Consider the following 25,944-nt stretch of genomic DNA (forward strand, 5'->3'; position numbering starts at 1 on the left):
GAGCAGTAATGACTAATTGCAATACCCCGTTTATTACCTGTGTTGACTTAGGCGGCACTAAACTTGCCATCGCAAACATTGCGAATGGCGAGATTATTAAATCGCATACATTGCCAATTGATGCGAGCTTAAGTAAAGACGACTTTAACGCGTTTTTATTTAATAATTTAACCCCCTTTGTAACCAAGGCATGCCGTGGCATTTGCATTGGTGTGCCGGGCTTAGTCGAGAGTGATAGCGGCTTTGTTATTGAGGTGCTCAATATTAAGCACTGGCAAAATGTGGCACTTAAAACGCTGCTTGAAGCGCGCTTTGCTCGGCCTGTTTTAGTGCATAACGATGCCAATTGTTTTGCCTATGGCATTTATAAAAGCAAAGACTATCAACATTATGAAAATTTAGTTGGCGTCACCTTAGGCACAGGCCTTGGCGCGGGCTTAATCTTGAATGGCCGCCTTTATACCGGCAAACAATCTGCCGCTGGCGAGTTTGGTAGTTTCCCCTATTTAGACGGCATTATCGAAGACTATTGTTCAAGCCAATTCTTTAAAAAACAAGGTTTAGATGGCGCTGCTACTTATCAGCAAGCACAAGCAGGTGATAACCGCGCTCTGGCGGTGTTTACCGAACTAGGTAAGCATTTAGGCCACGCACTAGTGCAAGTAGTGCAAGCATTTAACCCTGAAAAAGTAGTGTTTGGCGGTGCCATTGCTAAAAGTGCCCCACTGTTTATTGATGCGTTACAGCAAACATTACTTAAGCAACTGCCGCAAAGCGTTTATAACGCACTGCAAATTCATTACACCCAAGATACAAATACTGCGCTGTTTGGCGCTTATCAGCTTTTTTTAGACGAGGTAGCAACAGGTGAATAAGTTATTAGCCCTTTCTGTTTTATGTTTAGTAACACCGAAACTTGTCAATGCCAATCAACACACCATCGATACGCTTGCCAACGAGCTTGATGTTAACTATCGCTTAATTAGTGCCAGCCCTAAAAGTTGTCCAGGCGATGAAAAAAAGTGTTACTTATCTGAGTTAACACTGACCAACCCAAGTGACCTCAAAGACACCAACTTTGCAATATTTTTTAGCCAACTGATGCCGATTTATGCTGTGGAATCAACGCACTTTGATATTAGCCATATCAACGGCGACGTTCACAAAATTTCCGCAAAAAAGCACTTTAAAGGTTTTACTAAAAATACCCCAGAGGTGATCCGTTTTTACAGCAAAGATTCGCAAATTACCCGCTCCGAATTTATGCCAAACTACATTATTAGCGATAGAACTGCGAGCGATAAGGTAACTGCACGCACCATTAAAAGCACCCATACGAGTATTGATCCTGACACCGGCCTTGAGCGCCAGCCCTACCTTGCGCCATTTACCTCACTTGCGCAGTTACGCGTAAGCAAACAAGACCAAACGCCGTGGATGTCGCCACAATACCTCTATCAAACGCAGTTAAAACCGAACCTTAACACGGCGCCGGTGAGTTTAATCCCGAAACCAAGTCGCCTTGATATTAATTCAGCCGATAATCTTGTAAAGCTCAGCAAAGGGCTAAACTTAGCTCCTGAGCTTGTCAATAATAACGCGCTGTCTGCGGCGTTAACGCGCCTTGAACTGTTCGGTATTGGCCATTCCAAAACAGGCATTCCAACACAACTTAACATTGATAATACACTCGCCAATGAGGCCTATCAGTTAACCCTAGCGCCAGATGCCATTACCATCACAGCGAGCAGCAACACCGGTGCATTTTACGCACTGATGTCGATCGCGGGCTTAGTCAGCCTTGATAATTTAAGCGTACCAAGCCTTACCATTGTTGATGAACCGCATTTTGAATTTAGAGGTTTGCATATTGATGTGGCGCGAAATTTCCGTAGCAAACAGTTTATCTTAGATACCTTGTCACAAATGGCGGCCTACAAACTCAATAAATTACACCTCCATTTAGCCGACGATGAAGGTTGGCGCTTAGCCATTAACGACTTACGAGAGCTTACCGAGGTCGGCGCATATCGCTGTTTAGACTTAAATGAAAGCGAATGTTTATTGCCACAATTAGGCGCAGGTATCGACAAATCGAGCCCAGTTAACGGCTTTTATAGCAAAGCAGACTACCAAGAGATTTTAAAATTTGCCGCGCTTAACCATATTGAAGTCATTCCATCGCTGGATATGCCAGGGCACTCACGCGCTGCCGTAAAAGCCATGGATGCGCGTTACAAAAAATACATGCAAGCGGGCGAGCAACAAAAAGCCGAGCAGTACTGGTTAAGTGAAGCAAACGACACCACCCAATACTCATCAATTCAGCATTATAACGACAACACTCTCAATGTATGCTTGCCAAGCACTTATACTTTTATTGAAAAAGTAATTGATGAACTTATCGCGATGCACCATGAAGTTGGTGTAGAGCTTGCCACTTATCACATTGGCGCGGACGAAACGGCCGGTGCGTGGCTTAATAGCCCGGCATGTAACGCCCTTAAAGCCAGCACACCTGAGCTAACCTCATTTAACGGCTACTTTATTGAAAAAGTATCGCAATTAGTTGCCAGTAAAGGGGTTAAAGTAGCGGCTTGGAATGATGGTTTAGGTGATACTAATCCACAAAATATGCCATCAAAAGTACAGTCGAACGGCTGGTCGATGATCACTGAGGACGGCTACAAAGAAGTACACCAGCAAGCTAATTTAGGCTGGGATATGGTACTCTCGACCCCCGAAGTTACCTACTTTGATTTCCCTTACCAAAGCCACCCTGAAGAGCGCGGCAATCATTGGGCGGCACGTGCCATTGACGGTTATAAAGTGTTTGGTTTTATGCCCGAAAACTTACCTGCTCACGCAGAAATTTGGCAAACCAAGGAACATCTCGCATATCGCGCTGATGATAACCAAGAGCGTCTAAACCAAGGTATTAAATTTAAAGGCTTGCAAGGCCATTTATGGAGCGAAATGTTACGTTCAGATAACCAAGCCGAATACATGCTTTATCCGCGCTTATTAGCGCTGGCTGAACGCGCTTGGCACAAAGCCGACTGGCAACTTAGCTACGCTGAAAAAGGGCGTATCTATGATAAGCAAAGCGGTGTGTTTACAGCACAAAAACAAGCCGAAAGAGATACTGATTGGCAGCGCTTCGCCGCGTTGGTTGGCTTAAAAGAAATTGCAAAGTTAGAACAGCAAGGAGTATTTTATCGCGTACCAACCGTTGCAGCAGCGGTTAATAACACCAAGCTAGATGCATTTACGCCTTACCCTGGCTTTGCAATTGAGGTGCAAGATAACCAAGGCACTTGGCATGCAATTAACCACATCAAAGATGTAAACGATGCTCGTTATATTCGTGCGCGCAGTGAAACACGCGTTGGTAGAAGTCTTTCGTTAAAATAGAAAGTTTGCGCCGCTTTACATTTACGCTAGCCTAAAGCGGCGCAAATAATATATACCGATTTGCTACAAAGGGGTAACTTTTAGTTATTTATAACAAAAGTATTAGCTCACCTAGCACCATGATTTAAATGATAAAATAGTACTTTTAAACAGCTTTACACACCTTTTCTGGGGATAACCCTCTAATAATTATGGATGAAGGTATTAGTTTCCAAATAGACCAGCGATACTATTTAAATAGCAAACAACCATTTCATCATAAAAGGCTTATTTGTTTTTTGCATGTTAACCCAACTCAAAGGTGGTAATGCCATAAATTTTATCACGTGCGGTAGAGGGTATTGTTTTTTGATACATGCGCATTGTGGCAAACACCACATCCATACGTTCCGATTCAGCTAAAGAGATTGCCTGTGGGTTGTTTTCGGGCACATCTAAAATAATCTGTTCACCTTGAATATCCACCTGCAACGCCTGAAAAAGCGATAATGCAATATCTGGCGAATCAGCAAAAAGCGGCCCTACTTTATAACCTTCCTGACACTTGCGCCTGACTGCATAGCCTTTAATTTCACCGTTTTGTAAAAAACATACAGACTTACCCTGAGGTTGTGATAACCACGCTGCTAGAAATTGCTCACGCGTAGCACCAAAACATGGCTTATCGTAAGTTAAAATATCGGGAATATGTTCTTTTGTAATATCAACAACGTGCGTCGAACGAGTTGTCGCATTGGCTAATTTTAGAAAGCGTTTATTCTGGTAATAAGGCACGTAACCGATGCGCTTGTATATTTCGACATTTTCCAGCACACCATCAATGCCAACATTTCGATCGCCGCAATACGCTAAGCGGTGTTTGGTCAGGGTTAAACCATAACCTTTACCTCGATGCTCAGGTGCAACAATATACAAACCACAAAACGCATACGCGTGATCATAAGTGACCGCACTGCCAACTGCGACAATTTCACCGTTTAACTCTCCAACAAAAAAGCCATTGGGATCTGCCAAATAAAACAGCTCAGCATCGTTTAAGCCTGGGTTCCAACCTTCTCTTGCAGCCCAATCAATGGCGATTTTTAGCTCATCAGCCAACATAGGACGAATTGTAAATTCTGACATGGGTTCAACTTTTAAGATAAATAAAGCATTTATTTAAAGTAACAGAAGTTATTGTCGATAAGATAGCGATAACTTTTAACCAAGGAATGTTATGAGTATTTCCAGCATTAATAAAATACCCTTTGCCATTCACCCAACAAGCTCTGTTGTCACTGCAAATGAGCAAGATAATGACGATTCGAGTAACGAAAAAGACGGAACAACCGTGTCAATCTCACCTGAAAGTTGGCAAAAACTAAAAGAAAGTGAAGAGGAGAAAGAAGCCAAATTAAACGCCTTACCCAAACATATTAAAGACATGATCAAGGCAATTGAGCGCATAAAAGAGCAAATCGAAATGGCTGAAGAAATGCTAGCAAAAGCCAAAGAAGCTGATTATTCCGATGAAAAAGTAAAAAAAGCAGTCATTGACAGCCAGCAGAGTTTTTTAAACTCTTTAGAAATTGCGCGCTTCGATGCAATTCAAGCACTGCAAGATGCGATGAAAGAGGCCGGTATTGAAGACGTTAGTATCATTACAGACTTAATGTCTTAAAGCGATAAACCGTGTATACCTGGCTAATAAAGTGGCGCAATTATTAAAAATTGCGCCTTAATGCGTTATTCACTCAAACTTACTCGATAACCATAATCAGCGTGTTATGTATTAAACACTTACGCATACGGATTTTCTGATTATAGACACCGTATTTTTTAAAAGACTACCGTTTCTTCCTCTTGCTTAAACATGTTTAAAAACATTTAAGTGAAAAAAATAAATGATTCGGTTAAATGCCTTTTAAACCTCCAACCCTATTGCCACATCAAATGACGAATGCAGTTAACGTATTTTGAGTGCCGAGAGGGTCTTAACGGGCAGGTAGCCAATAAATCACTTAACGCAGCTTCATTATCCGCGTTTGTTTTAAGCTCCAGTAAGACATAATCACCCAAAGCTGCAGCACGCGTTAAATTTGCCTGCTGACGATACCGTTGATCGTATGATTCAATGTTACTATCAAACGTTGCTCGAATGGACTCATCACCTGAAATATAATACTCCCGACGGTAGCGGCAGATAATAATTGGAGAATGTTCTGTATCCCATAAATACTGAGCATTCACTGGCAAAGATTGGTAAGCGTTTTTAAGTGCGTAAAGCCATGAAAACTCGGGATTTTCGAACTGTAATGCGGTATCAAACGTGACCTTAAACCCTTTGCCACCTTGGCGGTGCTTAAATTCGAGTTTGGCCTGATGAGCATGATGCAGCTCACCATACCAGCGAATGCGTACTTTTTTACGCGTACTAATGCCACTTAAATTTTCTTCAAAGCGTGCTAAAAACGGCGTATCTAGGTACAAACTATTAATATCTCGTGGTGCAAAATGTTCACGAAACATCATCGAGTGCGCCATTAACCATATATACACTTCTTGTAATCGATTTAAAGGAACTGGCACTTTAACCTCAAACCGATATTCTCTATGCTGTAGGTTCATTTTGGTTTATCCGATTTCATTACTGTGTTGTATAAGTCTTTCACATCAAGCGCTTCAGTGCGCACAGCTAGCCCATTCACGTGTAATTGACTACCCAATTCCGCTGTATTCTTGCCACTGCAGTTGGGATCAGAACATAAGTAATCACTAACTCGCATTATCGCAGGGCCAAAAATCCGCTTTTTCGAATAACTCATTAACGCTTTATGTTGAATGTTAGACGCACGCACTCCGTCAGCTTCAATTAAGGAGCTGTCTTTGGCAACCAAGCCAAAATTTACATCGTCAAATTCAGTGTCACTGACAAACAATTGACTGCGCTCACCCGCTGAAATGGCTTTGTCACGCACATTATTAAACTTGGCATGTTTTACCGTAAGCGTTGAGCCACTTACATCTAAGCCATCACCACCAGAGCGAAAACCAATATTGGTAAATTGACTGGTATCAAGTACACCAGTGCAAAAATCGCAATCAAATGCATCAGACAACGCGTTTTTGATGGTTAAGTCGAATATATCCACCTTTGCATTAATAATGTTTAAGCCATCTTCAGATTGATTATCAGTAATTTGCACCGAGCGCATATTCACCTTGCCTTTAACAAAATAAATAGCGCCTCGTGGCTGCCACAAGCCAAGTTTTGGGCTACTGGCATAACTTATTTGCAGATGTTCAACTTGGTTTATGGTATTTACGTCATTTGAGAAAACACTTAAGCCTGACCACTTGGAAGTATCCGCTTGGCGCGTCATAACAACGGGTTGATGCTGTGTTCCTTGACTATGAAGTGCGCCAAACACCATCAAACCTGCATACCGGCTAAATTTAAGCGTAGTTCCTTTAGGGATCACCACTTGTGTATTCGGCGGCGTCACTAAATATTCATTAATAAGCCATTCGCCCGGCTTAAATACCCATTTATTTTCGGTTTGTGTAATAAACGCTTGATAATGAGATGCGTTGAACGGTGTGATGCCACCGCGAGGAATAAATGCCAATGGAGGCGTGTCTTTTTGAAAATAAAAACTGTCTGTGCCTTTATCTTCAAGTCCCGCACGTACCTTGATTGCATGTAAACGCTCTGGCAAAGTAACCGCTAATGTTTCGCCTGCGGCAATAGTAACGGGTAGCTCATCATTAATTTGCTCAAGTGGCGAAATTTCTTGGCGTTTTGTAACACCTTCAATGCTTTTAATCGTCAGTGGAACTCCTTGATTATTCACCACCGACCACACAAGTTTACCATTTTCATTTTTTAATCGACTTAATAGATCCCATGGCGCTAGCGCGCTAAACCCATCCATTTGCTTATGCAGCTCTTCGCTCACTTGCACAATACTCTCACACTCATCAGTTTGGTAATTAGCAGCCCAACAGTTAGCTTGTTGCTTCATTACCTGATAGTTAAATGGCGTAGCGAGTGGACTATCACTGTGCAGCGATTTGATAAATTGCTTGTCGTAATCAGCCAGTGCTGGAATAAGCGTAGTATCAAGGCTCGCAATTAAACGCTGTTTAGCTGTCAAATAATGTTGCTTGATATTAGCGTCTGCAAGCATTGCCTTGCTTAGTGCGAATTGATGACTTGGCGGTTTCATTAACCAAATATGCGCAGCTGGCGTTACCGCTACATCGCTTTGGATCGGTTCGAGTTTGGCGATATGCGGGTTGTAATACCAACGCCAGTTATTCCATGTCAGCGCATGCCATGCTCCCCATAAATCAACCATTGCAAGATATTGCCCCATGCGCTGCGCATCAAATACATCGCTTGCTGGGCGCGTGCCTGTTAAAAAGTCATCTAACAGTGCCAAGGCAATTTGTCGTTGATTAGCAAGTGCTTGATTTGCCAAAATGGTTTTGCGTTGCAAAACTCTCGGCTTCAGCGTACGAATCACTTTGCCGTTTTCATCTGTTGTTTGCGATACTAAATCAAGTCGTGTAATCAAGCCTTCCGTGCGGTTATTAACCGCCAACAAATCTTGACTAAAGGATTGTTCAAACAACATAACGCCCCAATCTGCACCATTAACAATTAAGCGCACAGGAATATTTTTCGGCGAAACAATGTCAAAGTTGCTAAGCGCTAAACTTTTGGCAAACAGGTTCGGTCCCTGGTTTACACGCACACTTGGCGCAACTAAGGCGAACTTACGCGATTCAAACAAAGCTTGTTTTTTCTTAAGTTCAACTTTTAGGGACCAGCGTATTCGTTTATTCACGTGATCTAACATATCACCTTGCAAGCGCACTTTTGCAGTATGGCGTTCCTTACCATATACAATGGTGGCTGGCACTTGGCTACGCAGTTCTGGGATCATGCCACGCTCAAATGCAGTGCGTCTGTCATTTTCAAGCTTAAGCCAATCCTGATACTTAATATCGACCTTGATGAGTGGTAAATCGGTGTTGGCTGATAAGTAACTTTGCGGAGCCTGCACTACACTGCGCATTAATTGCAACGCTTTGTCTTTACCTGAAACATGCTCAGCAACAAACCCTTTATCAACTAAGTATCGTTTGACTGCACCTGCAGATGGCATTAGCAAAATTGCTAACACCAGCAGGCCACCTAATAGTTTTATGCGGTCACCTTTCGTTGGTGATTGAATCGGAGTATCTAATCGCATGGCTAAACCCCCGCAATATTATGTTGCTCCAGCAGCGAAATATTGATACCAGAAAACGCGTTTGACAGTGCCTTCATACACAGGTCAATTTGGCTTTCATCGCTTACTGAAATAAAGAAGTTGGCGTCAAAACGATTATCTGCAATATCAATACGGCGTAATTCAATTCTATCGGCATGTTCACTCAACAAACTTTTAAGTTGCGAGACCAGTTGCGTATCTTTTAAGCTTTGATCACTAATAAAATTAAGCGACAAGAACAAACCGTTTTCTTGTTTGCTTTTATCGTCGCGTTTTTTAACCCAACCAATTAAGAACAGAGTGACAAAACACGCAACTACCGCGGCCAGCGTTTGTCCTGCGCCAAGCGCAACTGCCACACCAATATTCAAAAAGAGGTAAAGCAGTTCTTCGGGTTCTTTTATAGGTGTTCTAAAGCGTACTATCGATAACGCCCCCACCAAACCAAGAGCCAGCGCGAGTGATGCTTTGACTACTGTGATAATTAAAATCACGCTTAACATTAAAAGTGGAAACAAACGCGAGAAATCTTGGCGATTGCAAAACGCGCTCGCATATTTGCGAAAGTGCACACCTATAATGCTGGCCATTACAAATCCAATCAACAGATTGAGCACAAGGGCTGCAAGTTGCACACTTGCGTATGGGAAGAACATGTTGCGTATATCTTTAGGTAGAAACGCGATTAACATTGGGTCAACTGATTCCATAACGGCTCCTATTATATTGCTAACGTAAGTCATCGCGCAGTTGGCAGTGATAACAGTGTATCTACCCAACTGCGCTATTAATGACTCAGGCATAAAGCAATCCATAACTCGCAACCTTTCCTAGCACGCTATTAAAAACCAACAAAAAAGACAAATTAAACAAATAGTTATAATTTCAACATTAATACTGCTCCGCGCGAGCTATTCAATAACCGGCACCGCAGCTAGATAAAAATGCGTTGCAATTTGCGAATTTTCCGCCGAATTTTGCAAAAACGAGTAGTCGATAAACAACAATGGTTAACGCTTGCTACGCTGCAAATGCTCAGTCCGCTAGTTATTTTGAGAAAATTACACGCGATAATTCATAGCGTTAGAAAATTAAAACGCCACATCATTAACGCTTAAAGACGTTCGTGTAACTGCCATTGGATTTGTTTTTGCAAACATTAATCTATTCCAATCTGGCTAAGGCAACGTTATGAAAAACGAGGCAAGATATTCATACTCGCTATTGCACCTCGCAATTATGCTTAGCTGCACTTTACTGGGTGCGTGTAAATATGAAGCGGTTGAGCAAAGTGCAGCACAAGTAAATGACGCAAACACGTCGCAACCAGCTCCAGCTGATTTTCAGCTGCCATTATGCGATGGCGAATGCACATGTGATGAGGTGAGCATTGCATTCAATGATACTGGGTCGCAACTTGCTGGGGATTTTCCCGCTGGCAATTTTGCTAGCTGCAATAACCAATCGGGTTTCTTGCAAGATTGCGATATAGGTGCGGATGCTACGCAAAACCAAGACCTAGACGGCCATGCTGGGTTTAGTTTTACCAAGCTCGATAACGCTGGCAATAGAATTAATGATATGAATGAAACTGCATCATGTGTACTTGATAATGTAACCGGCCTTATTTGGGAAGTAAAAACCTTTGCTGGCTCTGGCGGCCTGCAAGATGCAAATCATACCTACACTTGGCGCGATGATAATTTCGGCGCATTTTCAAGCATTAACGGCGGTGATTGTGATCGTGATTGCGATAGCCAAAGCTATTTAGCACGACTAAATCAACAGGCATTGTGCGGTTACAATGATTGGCGTTTACCGAGCAAAATCGAGTTACAGGAAATCGTTAACTACCACACCAATACACCAGCCATTGATAGTAATTTTTTCCCACATACCAAAACCGCATTTTATTGGAGCAACACCCTCGATGTTGATGATGAGGGCAGCGTGTGGGCGGTCGATTTTAATGTGGGCCGTGTGGCTGGTGGCGTTAGTTCTACAACGCGCCATATTCGTGCGGTTCGTGGTGTTGACCGCATTCTTCAACAACTTCAACCGCCAACAAATGAAGAACAAGAAATTGAAAGCCGTCGTCGCTATGCACCACAACAAAGGTGTAATGCAATTGAAGCGAATACCGCACCTACTATACGTTACAAACAAGATCAAAACGGTAATGTAATCGATACCCTAACCGGACTAATTTGGCAAAAATGCGTTGTTGGCTTAAGCGGTGAAAACTGTGAACAAGGCGAAGCAGAAAAACTAGATTGGCAACAAGCATTTGAATACGCTAATACATTAAATGATAACACGCCAAATGCGCAGCCATGGCGCTTGCCGAGTATCAAAGAACTGCAACAAAATATCGAGCTTGCCTGCGAGGAGCCACCACTAAACCCGTTTGCGTTTAAAAACGTTCCTTTCGGTGAAGTGTGGAGTGCTACACCAAACCCACGTAATGATGACGCCAGTTATCACTACCAGTATCAAAATAGTATTGTCTTTTACAGCTCCCGACAAACAAAACACCACGTTCACTTGGTGCGCAGCTGTCAAAGCACTTTCTAAGGAGATAACTCATGAAAACAGTAATTTTAACCAGCTTAATACTTTGGCTTGTCAGTGCGCATGCATCTGAAAAGCAAAACGTGAACTTCTACGACTATTCAATTGGCGTAAGTTATCAATATTTAACCGCTAGTGATTATCAAGCTACCAATGACAGTGTCACAATCGATGGCGGTAATGCGCATGCAATCGGGTTGTATTACAAAGGTGAACCACATCGCTATTTGCAGTTTGCTACCGGAATGGATTACATGTACATGGAAGATACGTCACCGTTTACACAATCCGTAAAAAACGAATTTACCGGCCAGATCAGTAGTAAAGAGTCATCAATTACGGGGTTTGCAATGTATGCTGAAGCTGGCTTTAAATTCGCACCGCAAACTGTTGAGCGTATGTCATTTGGCGTACTCGCTGGTTATCGCTACAACAATATTGAACGCGCCGTATTTAACTGTGATAGCTGCGAAAGCCAAACATTAGATGACTTTGAAAGCTCACTTTATGCTAAAGCGTTTTTTGAGTATCAGTTAACACAAAATGTACATATTCAGCTCAATTATTCAAACTTTTTTGCTGACAAAGGCTTTGATAACGCCATCGGCTTACATATTAGTTTTATGGGGCTATAACTGTGAGTTGTTATGAGGTGGAAACGCAAATAAAGCGATGCAATGAGCATCGCTTTGCTATTTTATGAAATGATTACTGGCAGTCACTTATAAACTTCCACGGATCACCCGCTGTCGGCACATTATTTTGCGACCACCATTTGGCCTCGTATATTTTGCCTTGATAAGTCACTTGCATACCGCCCGTGTAAACCTCTGACGAACGCCATGCATTTGGACAAGAAACCCCTTGTTCAAAGCTCACAGAAATAGTGTGATTACTACTGATAGTATTAAAGGTATAAGCATTTGCTGCGCTGACCGTTACCCCATCAACTGTAATGTTTGCCACGCGATAACCACTGTCTGCAACAAAATTAAGTGTGAAGTCAGTGTTACCTTTTGCACTTAGCTCACCATTTGCATTAGGTAGTGGTGAAATACTGCCACCATTACCCACCACTGCCGCTGTTACCGTGTAATACACTGGAATATCGATTGTCGCGTCACTAAAGTTACCATTAACAAATGAAAAGTTTGCTGCACTTAGTGTTGTTACATCGGTATTTTTGAGCACTAGTCGTTTTTGATCGCCTTGCGACGCCGCTGCATCTAGTGTAATAACCGTATCCGCCCCCTCTTGCGTTAACACTAGCATCGAAAAACTGTAGTTAAACAGTGGCATACTAATCACTGTTTTTGCAGCATCAAAACTATTAACCGACAAGGTCATGTTCCAGCCCCAGTTTTGACTATTAAGTGGAACAATAAAGCCTAAACGGTCATATCCACCGGTTACATTATCAAACATATCTGGTGTTAAATCGGCGATGGTTAACCCCACCAACTCAACCGAACTATAAATACCGCCATCTGCTGCTTGCACGCCAACCACCAGCGCATTATCCGTTTCGTACGCTTTTAAATGTTTAAAACCAATCCCTGCGGTGCCACGAATTTTATCTAAGCGTGGATTAAAGTTATTAACCGTTTGCGAACCCGACCAAGCAATTTCATAAATTTTTGATTCTGCAATCACAGCACTTGGATTTGCGCTAATTTCAGCGGCGCTCATCCCTTCAATCACCACACGTTGATTAGCAAAGCTAAGCTCTGCACCTGCACCTGCAGCAACATCAGCTATCTGTAAATTTGCCAGTGGCGCTGATGCTGTCCAATCTCTTAGCACAATAAAATCTTCTGCAAGGGTGAAACCGCGCACTGTAGTGATAGCGCTGTCATTTTGATGTAACGCAAGCGTATCCACTCCGCCACCTAATATCACAAGATCATTACCCCAACCTGCGGATAATGTTTCTGCGTAGCTTGAGCCTTCAATTACATCGTCAAAAGGCGTATCGAAAATGGTATTATAACCGCCAAATTTATGTACATATTTAGTGATGCAAGTGCCTAATTCGTCACACGTAATTTCATCCTTTGTTAATAAACGTGCTGTGCCCCACGCACCGCGTAAATGTGCTGCGGCTAACAACCCCGACATAGTCGCTTGCACTTGCACTGGATTGCCATTGTCATCAACACCCGGCCAGCTTTTTGTAAGTGCTTCTGCCCATGTCATATTGGCATCACTTAACAATTGCGTCATCACTCCGTAATTAAAATGCATGGCGTCGCGAATAACCAATTCTTGTTTTTCTGGCTTTATTAAGTCGGCAAATGAGTTAACACCGTTTTTGCCGACGAATGTGCCTTGCCAGTTATTAACATCCGTTGCTAAGATTTTATTGCCATCAGAGCCAACGATTTCGACTAACGCTTCAGTTTCGCAACCAATCCACGTCGAATCATCAACAAAGACATAAAAACTGTCGTATTCAACACCGTCTACGGTAACCACTTTTGGGCTGTAATACCCTGCATCGATTAATACTGCTTCACCTAGCTGATAACCAACAAAGCCCCACGCATTCATTGAGTTGTACTGCATGCTCTTAAACATTTCTGGGTCGTTAGGGGTTTGCGCGTTGTAAAAATGGTCGACCCCCAGTTTAGTGAAAAACTCATTGATGGTAGTTGGCTCGGGGATCATGCTACCAGTTGAGCAATCACGCACCATACGACCGGGTGCACTTACCCGTGCATAGTTATAAACAGGATTATTGAGGTTTTCGAGATAAAAATCGGCGAGATTTGGGTTTATACCCGATTCAAAGTTTCGCAATGAATCTAAAAAGTCTTGAATACCAGTACCTGCATTAACATTACAGCTAATTAATACAGCCAGTGCGCAAGTAGTCATTTTAGCGTGACGCATTAGGGTGTCCTTCTTAAAATTGTTTACAAGTTGCTAATTTTGCAAAAGTTAAATTTAAGTATGCTTAAACAATCGCATTGTCTTGGTTAAACCAGAACTGCGCTAAATCTAATGGTCTAACATAATTCACACTAACGCTTGACTAAAATTTAGTCAATATAATTTACTTATTAATTTAACTTTTTATTTACATTTTAAAATGGTGATAATTGTGAGATAAAGATAAGGCAAACTGGGCAGCTTGCCTTAGGGGAACACGAGCCACTAATCTAAACAACATAATTCGGCCCATCTGTGTTAGACAGATAAACGTTGCTGATGTGGTATTGGTAATACTTTTGCATTCAACAACTAGGAATATAGCGGTTTGAGGCACATTAGCCTCAAACCTTTTATTTAAAAGCGAATGCTGGCGCCAACAAAGTAACGGGTACCGAATTCATCCACACTGTGAACAATATTGCCCGCTTTAGGTTGACGCAATACCAATGCTTCGTTGAGCAAATTCACCGCTTCAAATGACATATCTACATTTTCTGTAACATGCCAAATAACCGATGCATCTAACTGATCATACGCATCATTTAAGCTGTCTAAGCTACTACCATTGTACTGACGGACCCAGTCATCACGGTAGTTATAAGCTAAACGTACACTAAACATTTCGTTTTCAAAGTAACCTGATAAGTTAAATGAGTTTTTAGACACTTCTTCAATTGGTACTTCTTCACCGGCTGAGTTAGTACGTGCACTGTCGGTATACGTGTAATTAAACTGAGCACCAAAACCGTTACCAAAGTCGTGTTGGTATTGTAATTCAATACCTTGCACATCAGCGGTGCCCACGTTACGAGAACGTGTCACTAAACACTCCGGACCACACCCAGCATAGTTCTCTTTTGCTGTGGTTTGCTCTATGTAATCACTAATATTTTTTATAAAGAAAGTCGCACCAACAATCGATGACGGATTAAAATAATACTCTAAACCCATATCGTATTGATCTGATTTGTATGGATTTAATTCAGGACTGCCTACATTAGCTGTTTGAAAACTTTCAGAGATAATGTCTGCTACTTTCATATCGTCATAGTCAGGACGCGACACCGTCGAGCCTGCTGCAACACGGAAAATAAGATCATCTGATAGGTCCATTGCCACATTCACACTTGGCAAGTAATTGGTATAAGACTTTTCAACTTCACCCGCTACACCGTTAATTTCGCCAACTGAAAGAATATCAGTATCGACGATACGCAAGCCTACGTTACCGCGAAAGCCTTCACCTGAAAAATTAGCTTTAACATAGGCCGCGGTAATGTCTTCTTCTATTGAAAACGCGTCACGTACAGAAATGCTACTTGGTTTATTTGCCTCGGCATAACGCCAAATATCGCGACTCGCTACTGGAAATGACGACATACTTCCCGCACGCCCTTCTGCTGAGTGTAGGCCAGATACAAAACCGCCATTAAAATCAGCTAACGAAAGACCCTCAGCCATTGCCGCTGCAAGGTCAAGATCTTGGTAATTACCTTGTGATGAAAACGCTTGTTGTTGATATTTTAAACCCGCTTGAATTGACGTTACTAAGTCGCTCTCTAGCAAGAAAGTAAAATCAGCCTGGGCGTAATCAATTTCGTTTTCACGAATGTAATTGATATAAGTAAACTCTTGAAATAAATCAAAGTTACTGTGTGAATCAAGATAGGCTGGATTCGTTGGGATAAGTTCCAGTGGACCAGCGACATCAAAGCTAAAACTTGAATTTTCGGTGTTGGTGATATCCCCCCACCACGTACTCGACTGCAACGTTTCACCTTTGGCATCCGATTTACCAATTACAAAATCAGCAGACCATGTATCTGCCTCATATTCAACGGTAAAGTTAAGCGCATCTGTTTGCATATCAGGTTTACGCAATACCGCATTGTTAAAAAGTGGCGCAAGTCCAGCACCTGATGCAAGCGATGTTGCTTGAGTAACGATGCCGTTTGCATTTTCAACTACCGAATCACCTTGCATTTGGCCAAAACCAACAATGGCAAACATCGCTGAATTGACGTGATCGTTCTTCAATTCAAATAAATTATAATTTAAGTTAAACGATAAATTATCGCTTGGCGCGTATTGCAATGTCAGTTGAGAGCTTGCACGCTCGCGATCTTCATCGAATAAAATAGATGACATAGCGCCATAAGAGCTACGCTCTACGCCATTAGAATCAGTAAACGTGGCGTTTCCAGCGGGGCCAAAATTCGACAAGGTTTCGCGGTATACCTTTGACTCTTCATTGGAATACGCGAGTAACACACCAAACGTTTCGCTGTCATTCTTCCAACTGCCTAACGCTGAATACGCAGGCGACCAGTCTTCAGCATTATTGTGATACATGCCTTCAACCGACGCAAATACGGTCCCAGCATCCATATCGAGCGGTTTACGGGTTTTAAGATTAACCGTACCGCCCATCGCGCCTTCATTAATATTAGATTCAACGGATTTATACACATCCATGCCAGCAATCTGCTCCGACGCTAACATTTCAAAGTTAAAGCTGCGGTTCATACCGCCCAAGTCAAACCAACCAACGCTTGCTACATTTTGACCGTTTAATAGCACCATACTGTGCTCAGGTGCCGTACCACGAATGGTTACTCCGTTCACTTCACCAAATGTTCTAACAACTGTCACACCAGGAATACGTTGTAGTGCATCACCGATGTTTTTATCGGGAAACTTACCAATATCTTCAGCTGAAATTGAGTCGACAACAGCATTGGCAAAGCGCTTTGTATTGAGTGCTTTGGTTAAACTTCTGCGAATACCACGCACTTCAATGGTCTCAATATTGTCATTTTCAGCCAGTTGTTTGCTTTCTTGCGCTGACAAATTAAAGGTCATGGCACAAAGCGCGGCACCAATACACAATGACAGGCGCGTTGCTTTTAGTGTTACCGCAACAGGTTGGTTAGTCTTCATCTTGTTGTCCTTATTATTATTTATAAGTTTTCAAATGTTATGTGGTCTCACTGCCGCTAACCAACTGAAATATCTTTGCATTCTCAGTCAACTCGCTCCGTCAAAGCACTGCCTTCTCCCCAGACGCATGCAATTGCCACTTTAGTTTATTTGTATTAGTAAATTATTTTGATTAATTATTTATTAAATCATTTTGACTAATTGTCAAGCAATTCTCATTCTTTTTGTTTAATTTCTATAAAAGTGACGCAATGTATTTTGCGGCACAAACACGACTTGAGTATGCACAAATGTAAGTCGCCAATTCTGTATAGTCCGTTAGTTCGTAATCTGAGCGCATAGCAATCACCACTACTTGCTTGCCAAAGCGTTTTAGCGCGCGTTGTACTAATTGCTTTTGCTCCGCTACATCAAAGCTTTCTCCGGGCAGCGGATAATCTTCGGTAACAATTACAAGCGGTGTTGAAATTGTCTCATCACTACCTTCAAGCAACGTTAAAATCTCATCAAAAGGTAATAAGTTAACTTTACTTGTGCGCTGTTGTAGGCCCTGAATAATTGTATCTTTTGCAGATCGGGGATCGTTTGGCCCAATACCTCGACTATTTACTAAGCTGTCATATTTTTTCGGATGCGCGGCAAAGGTGAGAGTAAACTCACGACCAGTAAGTGGCCAATTCCCCACCTCATTACGCAACACCGAAACGCTACTACTAACCGCCGTTTCAATTAACGCTTCAATATCGTCTGCAGTTAAGTGCACCGGCGTTTTTACAACATTGAGCTTGTCATATTTAAACGACAACACATGGTGTAACCGTTCGTTTATCACGGCTTCATCAAGTTGCCCTGATTCAACTGCGTGGATCACCCCATTTAACGTAGCAAGTTGCAGCGCTTTATAATCAGTTGCACTGTTTTCATAGTGCTCTTCGCTTAGCATCACTAAATGCGCACCTGCTTTTAACGCTAAAATCGCAGCTTCAGCAGGTTGGTAGTTTTTACGCATTGCCCACATATTCATACTGTCGGTTATGATCAGTCCATTAAAGCCCATTTGTTGCTGTAGCAAATTGGTTAAGATTTTTGATGACAATGTTGCAGGGTAAGTATCGTCAAGCTGTGGGAAGCAAATATGACTTGTCATAATCATCGATACACCGGCATCAATTGCCGCTTGAAACGGTAACAAATCACCCTGTTGCAGTTCGCTCAACGTTTTGTCGACGGTTGGCAAACATTGATGGGAATCACTATGCGTGTCGCCATGACCTGGAAAGTGTTTTGCCGTTGCCAAATTGCCGCCGCGTTTAATACCCCTAACTGCTGCAGCAACATGCGTTGCGACCTGCTTAGGTGTTTCTCCAAATGAACGCAAACCAATAATCGGGTTATTTGGATTGGTGTTAACGTCAGAGCAAGGCGATAGCAGTGTGTTGTAACCAATTTCATGCATTTGCTCAGCATATACCTGATACATTTGCTCAGTTAGCTCTGCTTTATTGGCTTTGCCAAGAGCCAAATTTCCCGGCCCTAAATCGGTGTGCTTGGCTAAAATCCCCCACGAGCCTTCTTGGTCAACACACAGCAATAAGGGGGCATCGCACGCACGTAACTGGGCTTGGTGTTGCAGTTCGTCAGCTAATGTTTTCGCATCTTTAGGTGTGGCAGCGTTGTCATCGGTAATATAAAAACCACCCACATGATGTGATTTCACCAACTGTTTCGCATAATCAATATCGGGCCCAGCAAATGCCAATACAAAGAGCTGCCCAACTTTTTCAGCTAACGTCATAGTGCTAATTAACTGAGTTACTTTACTGTTATTATTCATGATTTCTCCAAATTTAGGCCGCAAGAGACCGCTTTTATGAATTAACATAAAAGTAAAAACATTGGTTAAGTGAAACTTTTGCTATTTGGCTTAGCGCTAGCAATCGCGCAAAAGCCAAAATCCGTTAAGCAACCTTGGACGTAGTAACGTCGAGTGCTGTTTTTGCGCCCGTGATTAAACTGACTAAGTCTTCTTTCGTAACATCAGAAACAGATACATCGGCAACAGATTGTCCTTGATATAGCACTACTGCCCTATCGCAAGTATCAATCACATGCTGCATATTGTGGCTGATCAGAAGCACTGCCACCCCTTGCGAGCTAATCACATTTATTAATTCATTTACCTGAGCACTTTGCTCAACACCTAGGGCCGCAGTCGGTTCATCCATAATCACAATGTCCGCGCCCCAATTTACCGCTCTGGCAATAGCAACCGCTTGTCGTTGCCCCCCAGAAAGTGATTGAATTTGCGCCTGAAAGCTCGGAATACGACTGTTTAAGCGATTAATCGCTTTTTTGGCGCGCTTTTCCATGGCTTTTTTATCAAGCCAACCAAGCGCACGTAATAGCGGGTTTTTATGCTTTATTTCACGGTTCAAGAATAGGTTATCGGCAATATTAAACTCTGGCACCATGGCGAGGTCTTGAAACACCGTTTCAATTCCCGCATCACGCGCTTGCTCTGGGTTGGTTATGTTTACGGTTTTATCATTCACCAAAATACTGCCGCTGTCGGGCGCATGAATGCCTGATATGCAGCGCACCAATGTTGATTTACCCGCGCCGTTATCACCTAACAAACCCACCACTTCACCTTTGTTGATTTTAAAGCTGACATTTTTTAACGCAGTTACCGCACCAAAGCTCTTTTTAATGTCTTTTAATTCCAGTGCAACTTGATCTAATGCTGTTCTAACCATTTTTAATCTCCTTAACACCAATTGCTACGGCAACAATTAATATTAGGCCTCGAGCTATCATTTGTTCATTGGTCGAAAAGCCAGATAAAATCAAACCGTTATTAATTAAGCCCATTAACCATGAACCAAGCACCGCACCAATAATACACGCACGCCCGCCAAATAAACTCGTACCACCAATGGCAACTGCAGCAATCACGGTAAGCAAATCTGCCTCGCCTAATGTATAGCGCGCGCCATGTAAACGGCCCGCATATAAAAGCCCTGCGAGCGCTGCTGCCATAGATGAAATGACTAAGGCATAAATACGAATGCGCGTTACCTTAATCCCCATAGCAAGCGCCGCTTTAGGGCTGCCACCAACCGCCAAAAGGTGTCTGCCAAAGGCCAGTTTGGTTAATGCCACATAGCCAATCGCAGCAATAACAACCGTCCATACTAATAACGATGGAATGCCAAATAATTCGCCTGCGCCAAAAAATCCGGTGAAGCAACTATTAATAATGGGTACCGATTCTAAATTAGTGAACTGACGCGCAAGCCCTGTGATAACACCCATTGTGCCAAGTGTGATTAATAACGAAGAAACCTGTAATCGCTCAATTAAAAAGCCATTTATTAAACCGACAAACAAGCCTACGCACAGAGCGCCAAGTACCGCCAATGGTATCCCGGTATACTGCAACAAAACCGCACCGACTAAGGCTGATAATGCCACCACGGCGCCAATAGATAAATCTATATGACCCACAGCGAGCGCAAATGTTAAGCCAACAGCCATCACGGTAATAGGCGCTGTTTGACGAATAATATTCATAAAATTAGTCAAACTAAAAAATGCGGTGTCATGCAGTACAACGGCAAAAAGCAATAACACAGCGACGAAAATATAGTAAATAAATAGTTCACGCTTAAAGGCGTATTTAGCGACAAATTCGGCAATGCGCGATTTTGTCTCTATGGTAGTTAAGTCACTGGCACTCATTATTTTTCCTTATTGTTTTAGTGCAAGGTCAAGCATTTTAGGCAATGGCGCTTTAAATGCTTGTTGCCAAATATCAGCAATATTGTCTTTCGTAACAGCATCATATGGCACCAAAGTAAAGTGCGGTGCAGGTAGATCTAATGTTGCTAATGCACCTAACTTAGCCATCGTCGCGCCAATAACATAAGGCCTATCGGATATGGTTGCGAGCATGTTGCGCTGCATCGCCATATCGAGCAAATTATTAACGCCAAGGTCGTGTGTTACTACTTTAATATCGCGATTACCAAATGAACGCAGTGCCTCAATAACACCTTCTGCTGCGGCATCCCAAGATACATAAATCACATCCAGATCAGGATGTTGCAAAATCATTGCCGCGGCGATTGCACTTGTTTCATGCTCTTTAACAAAGCCTTTTTCGACAACAATTTTATGACCCGCCAAGGTGGAAACTTGTTTACGAAATGCGCTATCGCGATTATTGGTAATAAAGTACTTTGCATCGTGAAAAATCATGCCTATTTTGGCGTTCTCACCAAATGCTTGTTGAATACTTGTTGCTGCAGCTTTGCCCATTCCGAACATATCGTCAGTTACAATGCCAACATACTCTTTGCCATGGCGAAAGCCTGGTATTGGGTTGCTTAACAGTACTAACTCTGCACCTGCATTGATGGCTTTTTGGTAACTTTGCTTAGTGCTTGTGCCATCAACACTGAGTGATAACAAAATGTTAGGTTTTAATGCGGTGATATTTTCAAGATCAGCAACTTGCTTGGCCGGATCAAACTGTGCATCAGTACTGGCAACCACTTTAATGCCAAGCGCTTCAAAAGTATCGCTCGCACCGCGAGATACTGCGCTTATCCAAGGGCTTGCACCATGCCAAGCCATAGCTGCTGTAAGCGATTTTTGTTTAATCTTTTGGGCTTGTTCTTTGCTTATCGTAATTGATTTTGCTTGTTTTGCCTGTTGCCAATCGATATTTTGTTCATCGGCGTGAGTTGGCATGGCGAAAGAGATGAGTAATCCCGCGGTTATTGGGATTAGTTTTTTTAATTTCCTAATATTTCGCCAAATTGGCTGTCCTTGCTCTTTCATTTTTGATTTCTTTTTATACAATGGATTGTGTTATATTTATGCAAATGGTCAATTATGTCAAATGTTTTGACTAATTAATTCTGGCGAAAAATACCAGTTAATAATTGCACATCCATCATTACTCAATATATCATCGTTTAAACTTCTGAATTTTGGGATAAAAGCAGGACATTTCTTTTGAAAGGATCAAACGCAAAGCAAAATAAAGCGCTTAATTTACGCTTAGCCCTGTCCCAAATTGTTGCTTTGGGTCCAATCTCCCGCGTTGAGATCGCTCGAAATACTAATCTGACCAAACAAACAATTACCAATATGGTTGAAACCTTATTGGAGCATGATCTGGTGTCTGAAGTTGGCATAAAAAAAGCCGAAGGTGCCGGTAAACCCTCAAAAATGCTCTGTTTTAATGAGAAAGCGGCGTATTCGATTGCCATTCGCATTATGGAAAATGAGTTGTTTGTGGGTATGTTTAAACTCAATGGTGACTGCATCAATAGCTTAACTACGCTATTTTCACATGATGAGCTGGTGAGTAAAGCCACTTATTTAGTAAACACCTTAGTTAATATTGAAAATATCGATAGCAGCAAGGTGCTTGCCGTAGGTCTTGCCATGCAAGATAGCAATAACTTTGCTTTAGATGCGCACAAAGTAGCAAAAGAAACCCAAGTCGCCCTTGCCGAAAGCCTAAACTTACCTGTTGCGTTAGAAAGCACCGCATCCGCGTGTGCCGCTTACCAAATGCTGTTTGGTGAAGCTCAAACGCTGCAAAGTTTTGTTTATGTACATATAGGTAATCGAGTTGAATCATCCGTTGTTTATAACCGCGACATTTTGCTAGGTCAAAACGGCCTAACAGGTGCGTTAGGCGATATATTTGTTACTCCCGAAACGGATAACGATACTGGCGAACTGGGCCGTTTAAACGACTTTTCATCGCTTAATTCATTAAAAGCGGCGCTCAATATTGATAATCAAAAGCACGATGATTTTTTAGCGAATTTAACTGCCGATAATAAGCTTCTTGAAAGTTGGGTTAATCGTGCGGAAGAACCAATGCGCATCGCGATTCATACAATAGAATCTATTTTTAATAGCCAAACGATTATTTTAGGCGGCGATATAAACGAATGGTTACTCGATACCTTAATCAAGCAGCTTCGCCCTTACATTCCAAGCATCGCACAATATGGCGAGCGTCAAGTTATCCGCTTAATTAAAACCCCAGAAGTTAGCCAAATCACGCAAAAGGGTATTGCTACGTTACCACTTTATGCGGCATTAGGCTTTGAGAACCATCATATTCTTTACTGCCCAACCGCGCTACAAGCAACGCCTTTGCAGGCACTTATTTACGCATTAGACGCATAAAAAAACACTTGCTGGTTGAAGGCAAGTGCTTTTATGGTTGAGATACTGTAACTGTAAAATTATAAATGTTATTTATGACGAATTAAGTATGTCGCTAATGCTGCAACTGAGCCGATAACTACTGCACTTGCCATACCTGCACCCACTAATGTGCCAATGGTTGCGCCTAATGCAAAAATTGCGATACCGCCCTCTACCAGGTGTGAAACGTCAAAATCGAATGTTGTGTTATCTGCTGTTGTCATGGTCTTAATCCTGTTCTGTTGATGGGTTTAGTATAGGCAGATCCACGAACTGAAAGTTGGCTTTGTGTTTAGCGGTAAATTTAAGTGATATTTGGTAAAAGCAGAGGATAAAGCGTTGAACAGAGTTAAAAATAAAAAAGGCGCAAATCTAGTTACTTGCGCCTTTTCACTCAAACACCAAAGCGTGTTAGGTTTTTAATTGTCCAAGTTGCTTGTGTTTCTCTTCAACTAGATGTGTTAGTTGTTGCGCCGCTTGTTCAACGGTATCGGCCAGCTGTGACAGTTCCGCTGCGGCATCTGAAATACCTGTCATATTGGCACTTAAATCTTCGGTTACTGCACTTTGCTCTTCCGCGGCTGTAGCGATTTGCGTTACCTCATTTGAGATAAGGGCCAGCTCATCAACCATTTCTCCCATTTGCGACGCGGCTTTAGCACAGTGCGCCATCGCATCGCTAGCTTGCGATACTGATTTTTCGATAATTGATTCAGATGTGCCAACCTCACTTTGCAGGTTATCGATCAATTGGCTAATTTCATTGGTTGATTCTTGTGTTTTCGATGCGAGCGAGCGAACCTCATCAGCAACAACCGCAAAACCTCGCCCTTGTTCACCTGCACGCGCTGCTTCAATTGCCGCATTTAATGCTAGCAAGTTAGTTTGTTCTGCAATCGAGCGGATCACATCAAGAATATGCGTAATATCATTACTGCGCTGAGCAACGGCAACAATTGATTCTTTTGCACTACTTACATATTCGGTCATGGTTTCAACCGAGTGAGATGCTGCCACAATACCCTGTTCGCTCTCTTTTACCTTTAAGTTGGTATTGTTTGTGGTCATCGCAGCATTTTCTGATGAGCGAGCGACTTCACTGGCGGTCGCACTTAATTCATTAATCGCCGTAACAACACTGTCAATTTCCATATGTTGCATATTTACTTTGGCTTTTATTTCCTGCGCAGCCTGTGAAGTGTTTGCGGATTGACTAAACGAGTTATCCGCCAACTCTTTTAAGCCATCAACCATAGTACGCAGCTTTTGCGTAAACATATTAAAACCAGCCGCCAGTGAAATGAGTTCTTCGTGTTGCGTAACCGTTAAGTTCACGGTTAAATCCCCTTCACTGCTGGCTAAGTTTTCGATGCGCTGTTTTATATCGGTAATTGGCTGGATAATAGTGCGTAAAATGACGATTGAAATCGCAATTGCAATTACCGATACCAAAACACCAATAAACATCATGGTACGGCCTACTGACGCGGTTGCTTTAGCTTGGCTTTGTGCAAGTGCTACCGCGTTTGCCAATGCGACATTTTTAGGTAATTCTAAAATTAAGCTCCAAGTAGTATTAGCCGCTTTAATATTGATTGGCATAGAAAAAACCAAATTCTCTCCAATTTCAATATTATCTTGGCGCTTGCGTATTGCCATAATGTTTGTCGCATCACCATTGGTAAGTGACTCGCTTAACGGGCGCGCCAGCTTTTTATAATGACTTGAGCCAACAACTAAACCAATATCACTTAAAATAGTCACTTTAGCTTGCCCATTGTATAGGCTTTGCGAAATGCTCTCAGTAAGTGATTGGAATTTAGGTAAATTAATATCACTGCCTACCAAACCAATAAACTTGTTATTGCGGATGATTGGCACTGTTAGTGACGTCATCAATTCAGATTTGCCGGGCTCAATTTCATAGAGATACGGTTCCATAATACAAGGCTTACGCGTATCCATGGCACACAAGTACCATTCACTTTCTCGAAAACCGAACTCATTTTTTGCATGTAAGTATTTTTCAGCAGCATCTTCAACTTGATGTTGTAATAAGCTGCCATCGTTTTCACGTGTAATGTAAATTTCGAGCGTACCGGCTCCTGGCACCGAGTGTGTAAATCCAGTGGTAAATTCACTATCGCGTTGGTCGTAGCCATTTGCTTCAAATTGCGCATAAATGGACGAAATATCAGGGTTTTTAGCAAGGGCACCGCGTGTCATTTGATAAACACTATCACGTGATAACGGAGAACTTTCTGAAGTATTGGCCAAGCCACCCGACAAAGTTAATGGAATTTTATATTCTGTATTGATGTAGCCCGCAATCTCCGTGGCATAAAATTGCGTTTTGGCCATTAATTTATCGTTTATTTCTGCAAGCAATACGTCCTGTACTTTAGCGCTTTGCGTATCATTATTAGTGTTTAATTGAGACCAACTAATAGCAACCAAAGTAATAACCAGTAAAGCCAAGGTTATTGAGATAAACGCTATTAGTTTTGTTTTGATTGAGAGGTGATGCATAGATGTAGCGACTCTTTGTTTTTGTACTCAATTAAATATAGTCAAACATCAGAGAAAT

18 protein-coding genes are annotated in these 25,944 nt (G+C 42.2%); 6 read left to right on the plus strand and 12 right to left on the minus strand.

The window, feature by feature from the left end; translation table 11 throughout:
- Positions 1–8: 8 nt before the first annotated feature.
- Positions 9–875, plus strand: a complete 867-nt coding sequence (locus tag AC2IOM_RS16740; protein WP_486360509.1) for an ROK family protein — start codon at positions 9–11, stop codon at positions 873–875.
- Positions 868–3,414, plus strand: coding sequence for a family 20 glycosylhydrolase (locus tag AC2IOM_RS16745; protein WP_486360510.1), 2,547 nt, complete (start codon positions 868–870; stop codon positions 3,412–3,414). The genes AC2IOM_RS16740 and AC2IOM_RS16745 overlap by 8 nt, the downstream gene beginning before the upstream one ends.
- A 285-nt stretch (positions 3,415–3,699) precedes the next feature.
- Here the strand turns inward: AC2IOM_RS16745 and AC2IOM_RS16750 are convergent, their stop codons facing one another.
- Entirely contained in the window at positions 3,700–4,539 is an 840-nt protein-coding gene (locus AC2IOM_RS16750; RefSeq protein WP_486360511.1) for a GNAT family N-acetyltransferase, read from the minus strand.
- 91 nt (positions 4,540–4,630) lie between these two features.
- Here AC2IOM_RS16750 and AC2IOM_RS16755 point away from each other — a divergent pair, with 91 nt between their 5' ends.
- Positions 4,631–5,074: a hypothetical protein gene (locus AC2IOM_RS16755; protein ID WP_486360512.1), complete on the plus strand. Its 444-nt coding sequence runs from the start codon at positions 4,631–4,633 to the stop codon at positions 5,072–5,074.
- A gap of 257 nt (positions 5,075–5,331) precedes the next feature.
- Here AC2IOM_RS16755 and AC2IOM_RS16760 read toward each other — a convergent pair whose 3' ends face one another.
- From AC2IOM_RS16760 to AC2IOM_RS16770, 3 genes are read right to left on the minus strand one after another with little or no spacing between them, the layout of a single operon-like run.
- A complete protein-coding gene (locus AC2IOM_RS16760; RefSeq protein ID WP_486360513.1) occupies positions 5,332–6,021 on the minus strand; it encodes a polyphosphate polymerase domain-containing protein in 690 nt (229 codons plus the stop codon).
- Positions 6,018–8,654, minus strand: a complete 2,637-nt coding sequence (locus tag AC2IOM_RS16765) for a CotH family protein (RefSeq protein WP_486360514.1) — start codon at positions 8,652–8,654, stop codon at positions 6,018–6,020. The genes AC2IOM_RS16760 and AC2IOM_RS16765 overlap by 4 nt, the downstream gene beginning before the upstream one ends.
- Before the next feature lie 2 nt (positions 8,655–8,656).
- On the minus strand, positions 8,657–9,385 hold the full coding sequence (locus tag AC2IOM_RS16770) for a DUF4956 domain-containing protein (protein ID WP_100915491.1): 729 nt from the start codon (positions 9,383–9,385) through the stop codon (positions 8,657–8,659).
- A 481-nt stretch (positions 9,386–9,866) separates the two neighbouring features.
- Between AC2IOM_RS16770 and AC2IOM_RS16775 the strand changes: the two genes are divergently transcribed.
- Positions 9,867–11,249, plus strand: coding sequence for an Lcl C-terminal domain-containing protein (locus tag AC2IOM_RS16775; protein ID WP_486360515.1), 1,383 nt, complete (start codon positions 9,867–9,869; stop codon positions 11,247–11,249).
- A gap of 11 nt (positions 11,250–11,260) precedes the next feature.
- Entirely contained in the window at positions 11,261–11,881 is a 621-nt protein-coding gene (locus AC2IOM_RS16780; RefSeq protein WP_486360516.1) for a hypothetical protein, read from the plus strand.
- A gap of 73 nt (positions 11,882–11,954) precedes the next feature.
- Here AC2IOM_RS16780 and AC2IOM_RS16785 read toward each other — a convergent pair whose 3' ends face one another.
- The 6 genes from AC2IOM_RS16785 to AC2IOM_RS16810 all read right to left on the minus strand — a co-directional run bounded on the left by AC2IOM_RS16785 (position 11,955) and on the right by AC2IOM_RS16810 (position 21,965).
- Positions 11,955–14,138 (minus strand): carbohydrate-binding protein, encoded by a 2,184-nt coding sequence (locus AC2IOM_RS16785; RefSeq protein WP_486360517.1) that lies wholly within the window; start codon positions 14,136–14,138, stop codon positions 11,955–11,957.
- Between the two features lie 396 nt (positions 14,139–14,534).
- On the minus strand, positions 14,535–17,120 hold the full coding sequence (locus AC2IOM_RS16790) for a TonB-dependent receptor (RefSeq protein ID WP_486360518.1): 2,586 nt from the start codon (positions 17,118–17,120) through the stop codon (positions 14,535–14,537).
- 235 nt (positions 17,121–17,355) lie between these two features.
- Positions 17,356–18,954 (minus strand): glycoside hydrolase family 3 protein, encoded by a 1,599-nt coding sequence (locus AC2IOM_RS16795; RefSeq protein WP_486360519.1) that lies wholly within the window; start codon positions 18,952–18,954, stop codon positions 17,356–17,358.
- 124 nt (positions 18,955–19,078) lie between these two features.
- On the minus strand, positions 19,079–19,876 hold the full coding sequence (locus AC2IOM_RS16800) for an ATP-binding cassette domain-containing protein (RefSeq protein ID WP_486360520.1): 798 nt from the start codon (positions 19,874–19,876) through the stop codon (positions 19,079–19,081).
- Positions 19,869–20,861, minus strand: coding sequence for an ABC transporter permease (locus AC2IOM_RS16805; protein WP_486360521.1), 993 nt, complete (start codon positions 20,859–20,861; stop codon positions 19,869–19,871). The genes AC2IOM_RS16800 and AC2IOM_RS16805 overlap by 8 nt, the downstream gene beginning before the upstream one ends.
- A 9-nt stretch (positions 20,862–20,870) precedes the next feature.
- On the minus strand, positions 20,871–21,965 hold the full coding sequence (locus tag AC2IOM_RS16810) for a substrate-binding domain-containing protein (protein WP_486360522.1): 1,095 nt from the start codon (positions 21,963–21,965) through the stop codon (positions 20,871–20,873).
- A 177-nt stretch (positions 21,966–22,142) separates the two neighbouring features.
- Between AC2IOM_RS16810 and AC2IOM_RS16815 the strand changes: the two genes are divergently transcribed.
- On the plus strand, positions 22,143–23,336 hold the full coding sequence (locus AC2IOM_RS16815; RefSeq protein WP_486360523.1) for an ROK family transcriptional regulator: 1,194 nt from the start codon (positions 22,143–22,145) through the stop codon (positions 23,334–23,336).
- A gap of 68 nt (positions 23,337–23,404) precedes the next feature.
- Here AC2IOM_RS16815 and AC2IOM_RS16820 read toward each other — a convergent pair whose 3' ends face one another.
- Together AC2IOM_RS16820 and AC2IOM_RS16825 are read right to left on the minus strand one after the other, a co-directional pair.
- Positions 23,405–23,581 (minus strand): hypothetical protein, encoded by a 177-nt coding sequence (locus AC2IOM_RS16820; protein ID WP_157813591.1) that lies wholly within the window; start codon positions 23,579–23,581, stop codon positions 23,405–23,407.
- Positions 23,582–23,768: 187 nt separating this feature from the next.
- Positions 23,769–25,886, minus strand: a complete 2,118-nt coding sequence (locus AC2IOM_RS16825) for a methyl-accepting chemotaxis protein (protein ID WP_486360524.1) — start codon at positions 25,884–25,886, stop codon at positions 23,769–23,771.
- Between the last annotated feature and the right edge of the window lie 58 nt (positions 25,887–25,944).

The sequence above is a fragment of the Pseudoalteromonas sp. NS-SX12 genome (assembly GCF_057367955.1).

What these genes read in the sequence shown, in the direction of transcription:
- AC2IOM_RS16740 (WP_486360509.1), top strand. Translation starts at nt 9, where the DNA reads ATGACTAATTGCAATACCCCGTTTATTACCTGTGTTGACTTAGGCGGC.
- AC2IOM_RS16750 (WP_486360511.1), bottom strand. Translation starts at nt 4,539, where the DNA reads ATGTCAGAATTTACAATTCGTCCTATGTTGGCTGATGAGCTAAAAATC.
- AC2IOM_RS16755 (WP_486360512.1), top strand. Translation starts at nt 4,631, where the DNA reads ATGAGTATTTCCAGCATTAATAAAATACCCTTTGCCATTCACCCAACA.
- AC2IOM_RS16760 (WP_486360513.1), bottom strand. Translation starts at nt 6,021, where the DNA reads ATGAACCTACAGCATAGAGAATATCGGTTTGAGGTTAAAGTGCCAGTT.
- AC2IOM_RS16765 (WP_486360514.1), bottom strand. Translation starts at nt 8,654, where the DNA reads ATGCGATTAGATACTCCGATTCAATCACCAACGAAAGGTGACCGCATA.
- AC2IOM_RS16770 (WP_100915491.1), bottom strand. Translation starts at nt 9,385, where the DNA reads ATGGAATCAGTTGACCCAATGTTAATCGCGTTTCTACCTAAAGATATA.
- AC2IOM_RS16775 (WP_486360515.1), top strand. Translation starts at nt 9,867, where the DNA reads ATGAAAAACGAGGCAAGATATTCATACTCGCTATTGCACCTCGCAATT.
- AC2IOM_RS16780 (WP_486360516.1), top strand. Translation starts at nt 11,261, where the DNA reads ATGAAAACAGTAATTTTAACCAGCTTAATACTTTGGCTTGTCAGTGCG.
- AC2IOM_RS16785 (WP_486360517.1), bottom strand. Translation starts at nt 14,138, where the DNA reads ATGCGTCACGCTAAAATGACTACTTGCGCACTGGCTGTATTAATTAGC.
- AC2IOM_RS16790 (WP_486360518.1), bottom strand. Translation starts at nt 17,120, where the DNA reads ATGAAGACTAACCAACCTGTTGCGGTAACACTAAAAGCAACGCGCCTG.
- AC2IOM_RS16795 (WP_486360519.1), bottom strand. Translation starts at nt 18,954, where the DNA reads ATGAATAATAACAGTAAAGTAACTCAGTTAATTAGCACTATGACGTTA.
- AC2IOM_RS16800 (WP_486360520.1), bottom strand. Translation starts at nt 19,876, where the DNA reads ATGGTTAGAACAGCATTAGATCAAGTTGCACTGGAATTAAAAGACATT.
- AC2IOM_RS16805 (WP_486360521.1), bottom strand. Translation starts at nt 20,861, where the DNA reads ATGAGTGCCAGTGACTTAACTACCATAGAGACAAAATCGCGCATTGCC.
- AC2IOM_RS16810 (WP_486360522.1), bottom strand. Translation starts at nt 21,965, where the DNA reads ATGAAAGAGCAAGGACAGCCAATTTGGCGAAATATTAGGAAATTAAAA.
- AC2IOM_RS16820 (WP_157813591.1), bottom strand. Translation starts at nt 23,581, where the DNA reads ATGACAACAGCAGATAACACAACATTCGATTTTGACGTTTCACACCTG.
- AC2IOM_RS16825 (WP_486360524.1), bottom strand. Translation starts at nt 25,886, where the DNA reads ATGCATCACCTCTCAATCAAAACAAAACTAATAGCGTTTATCTCAATA.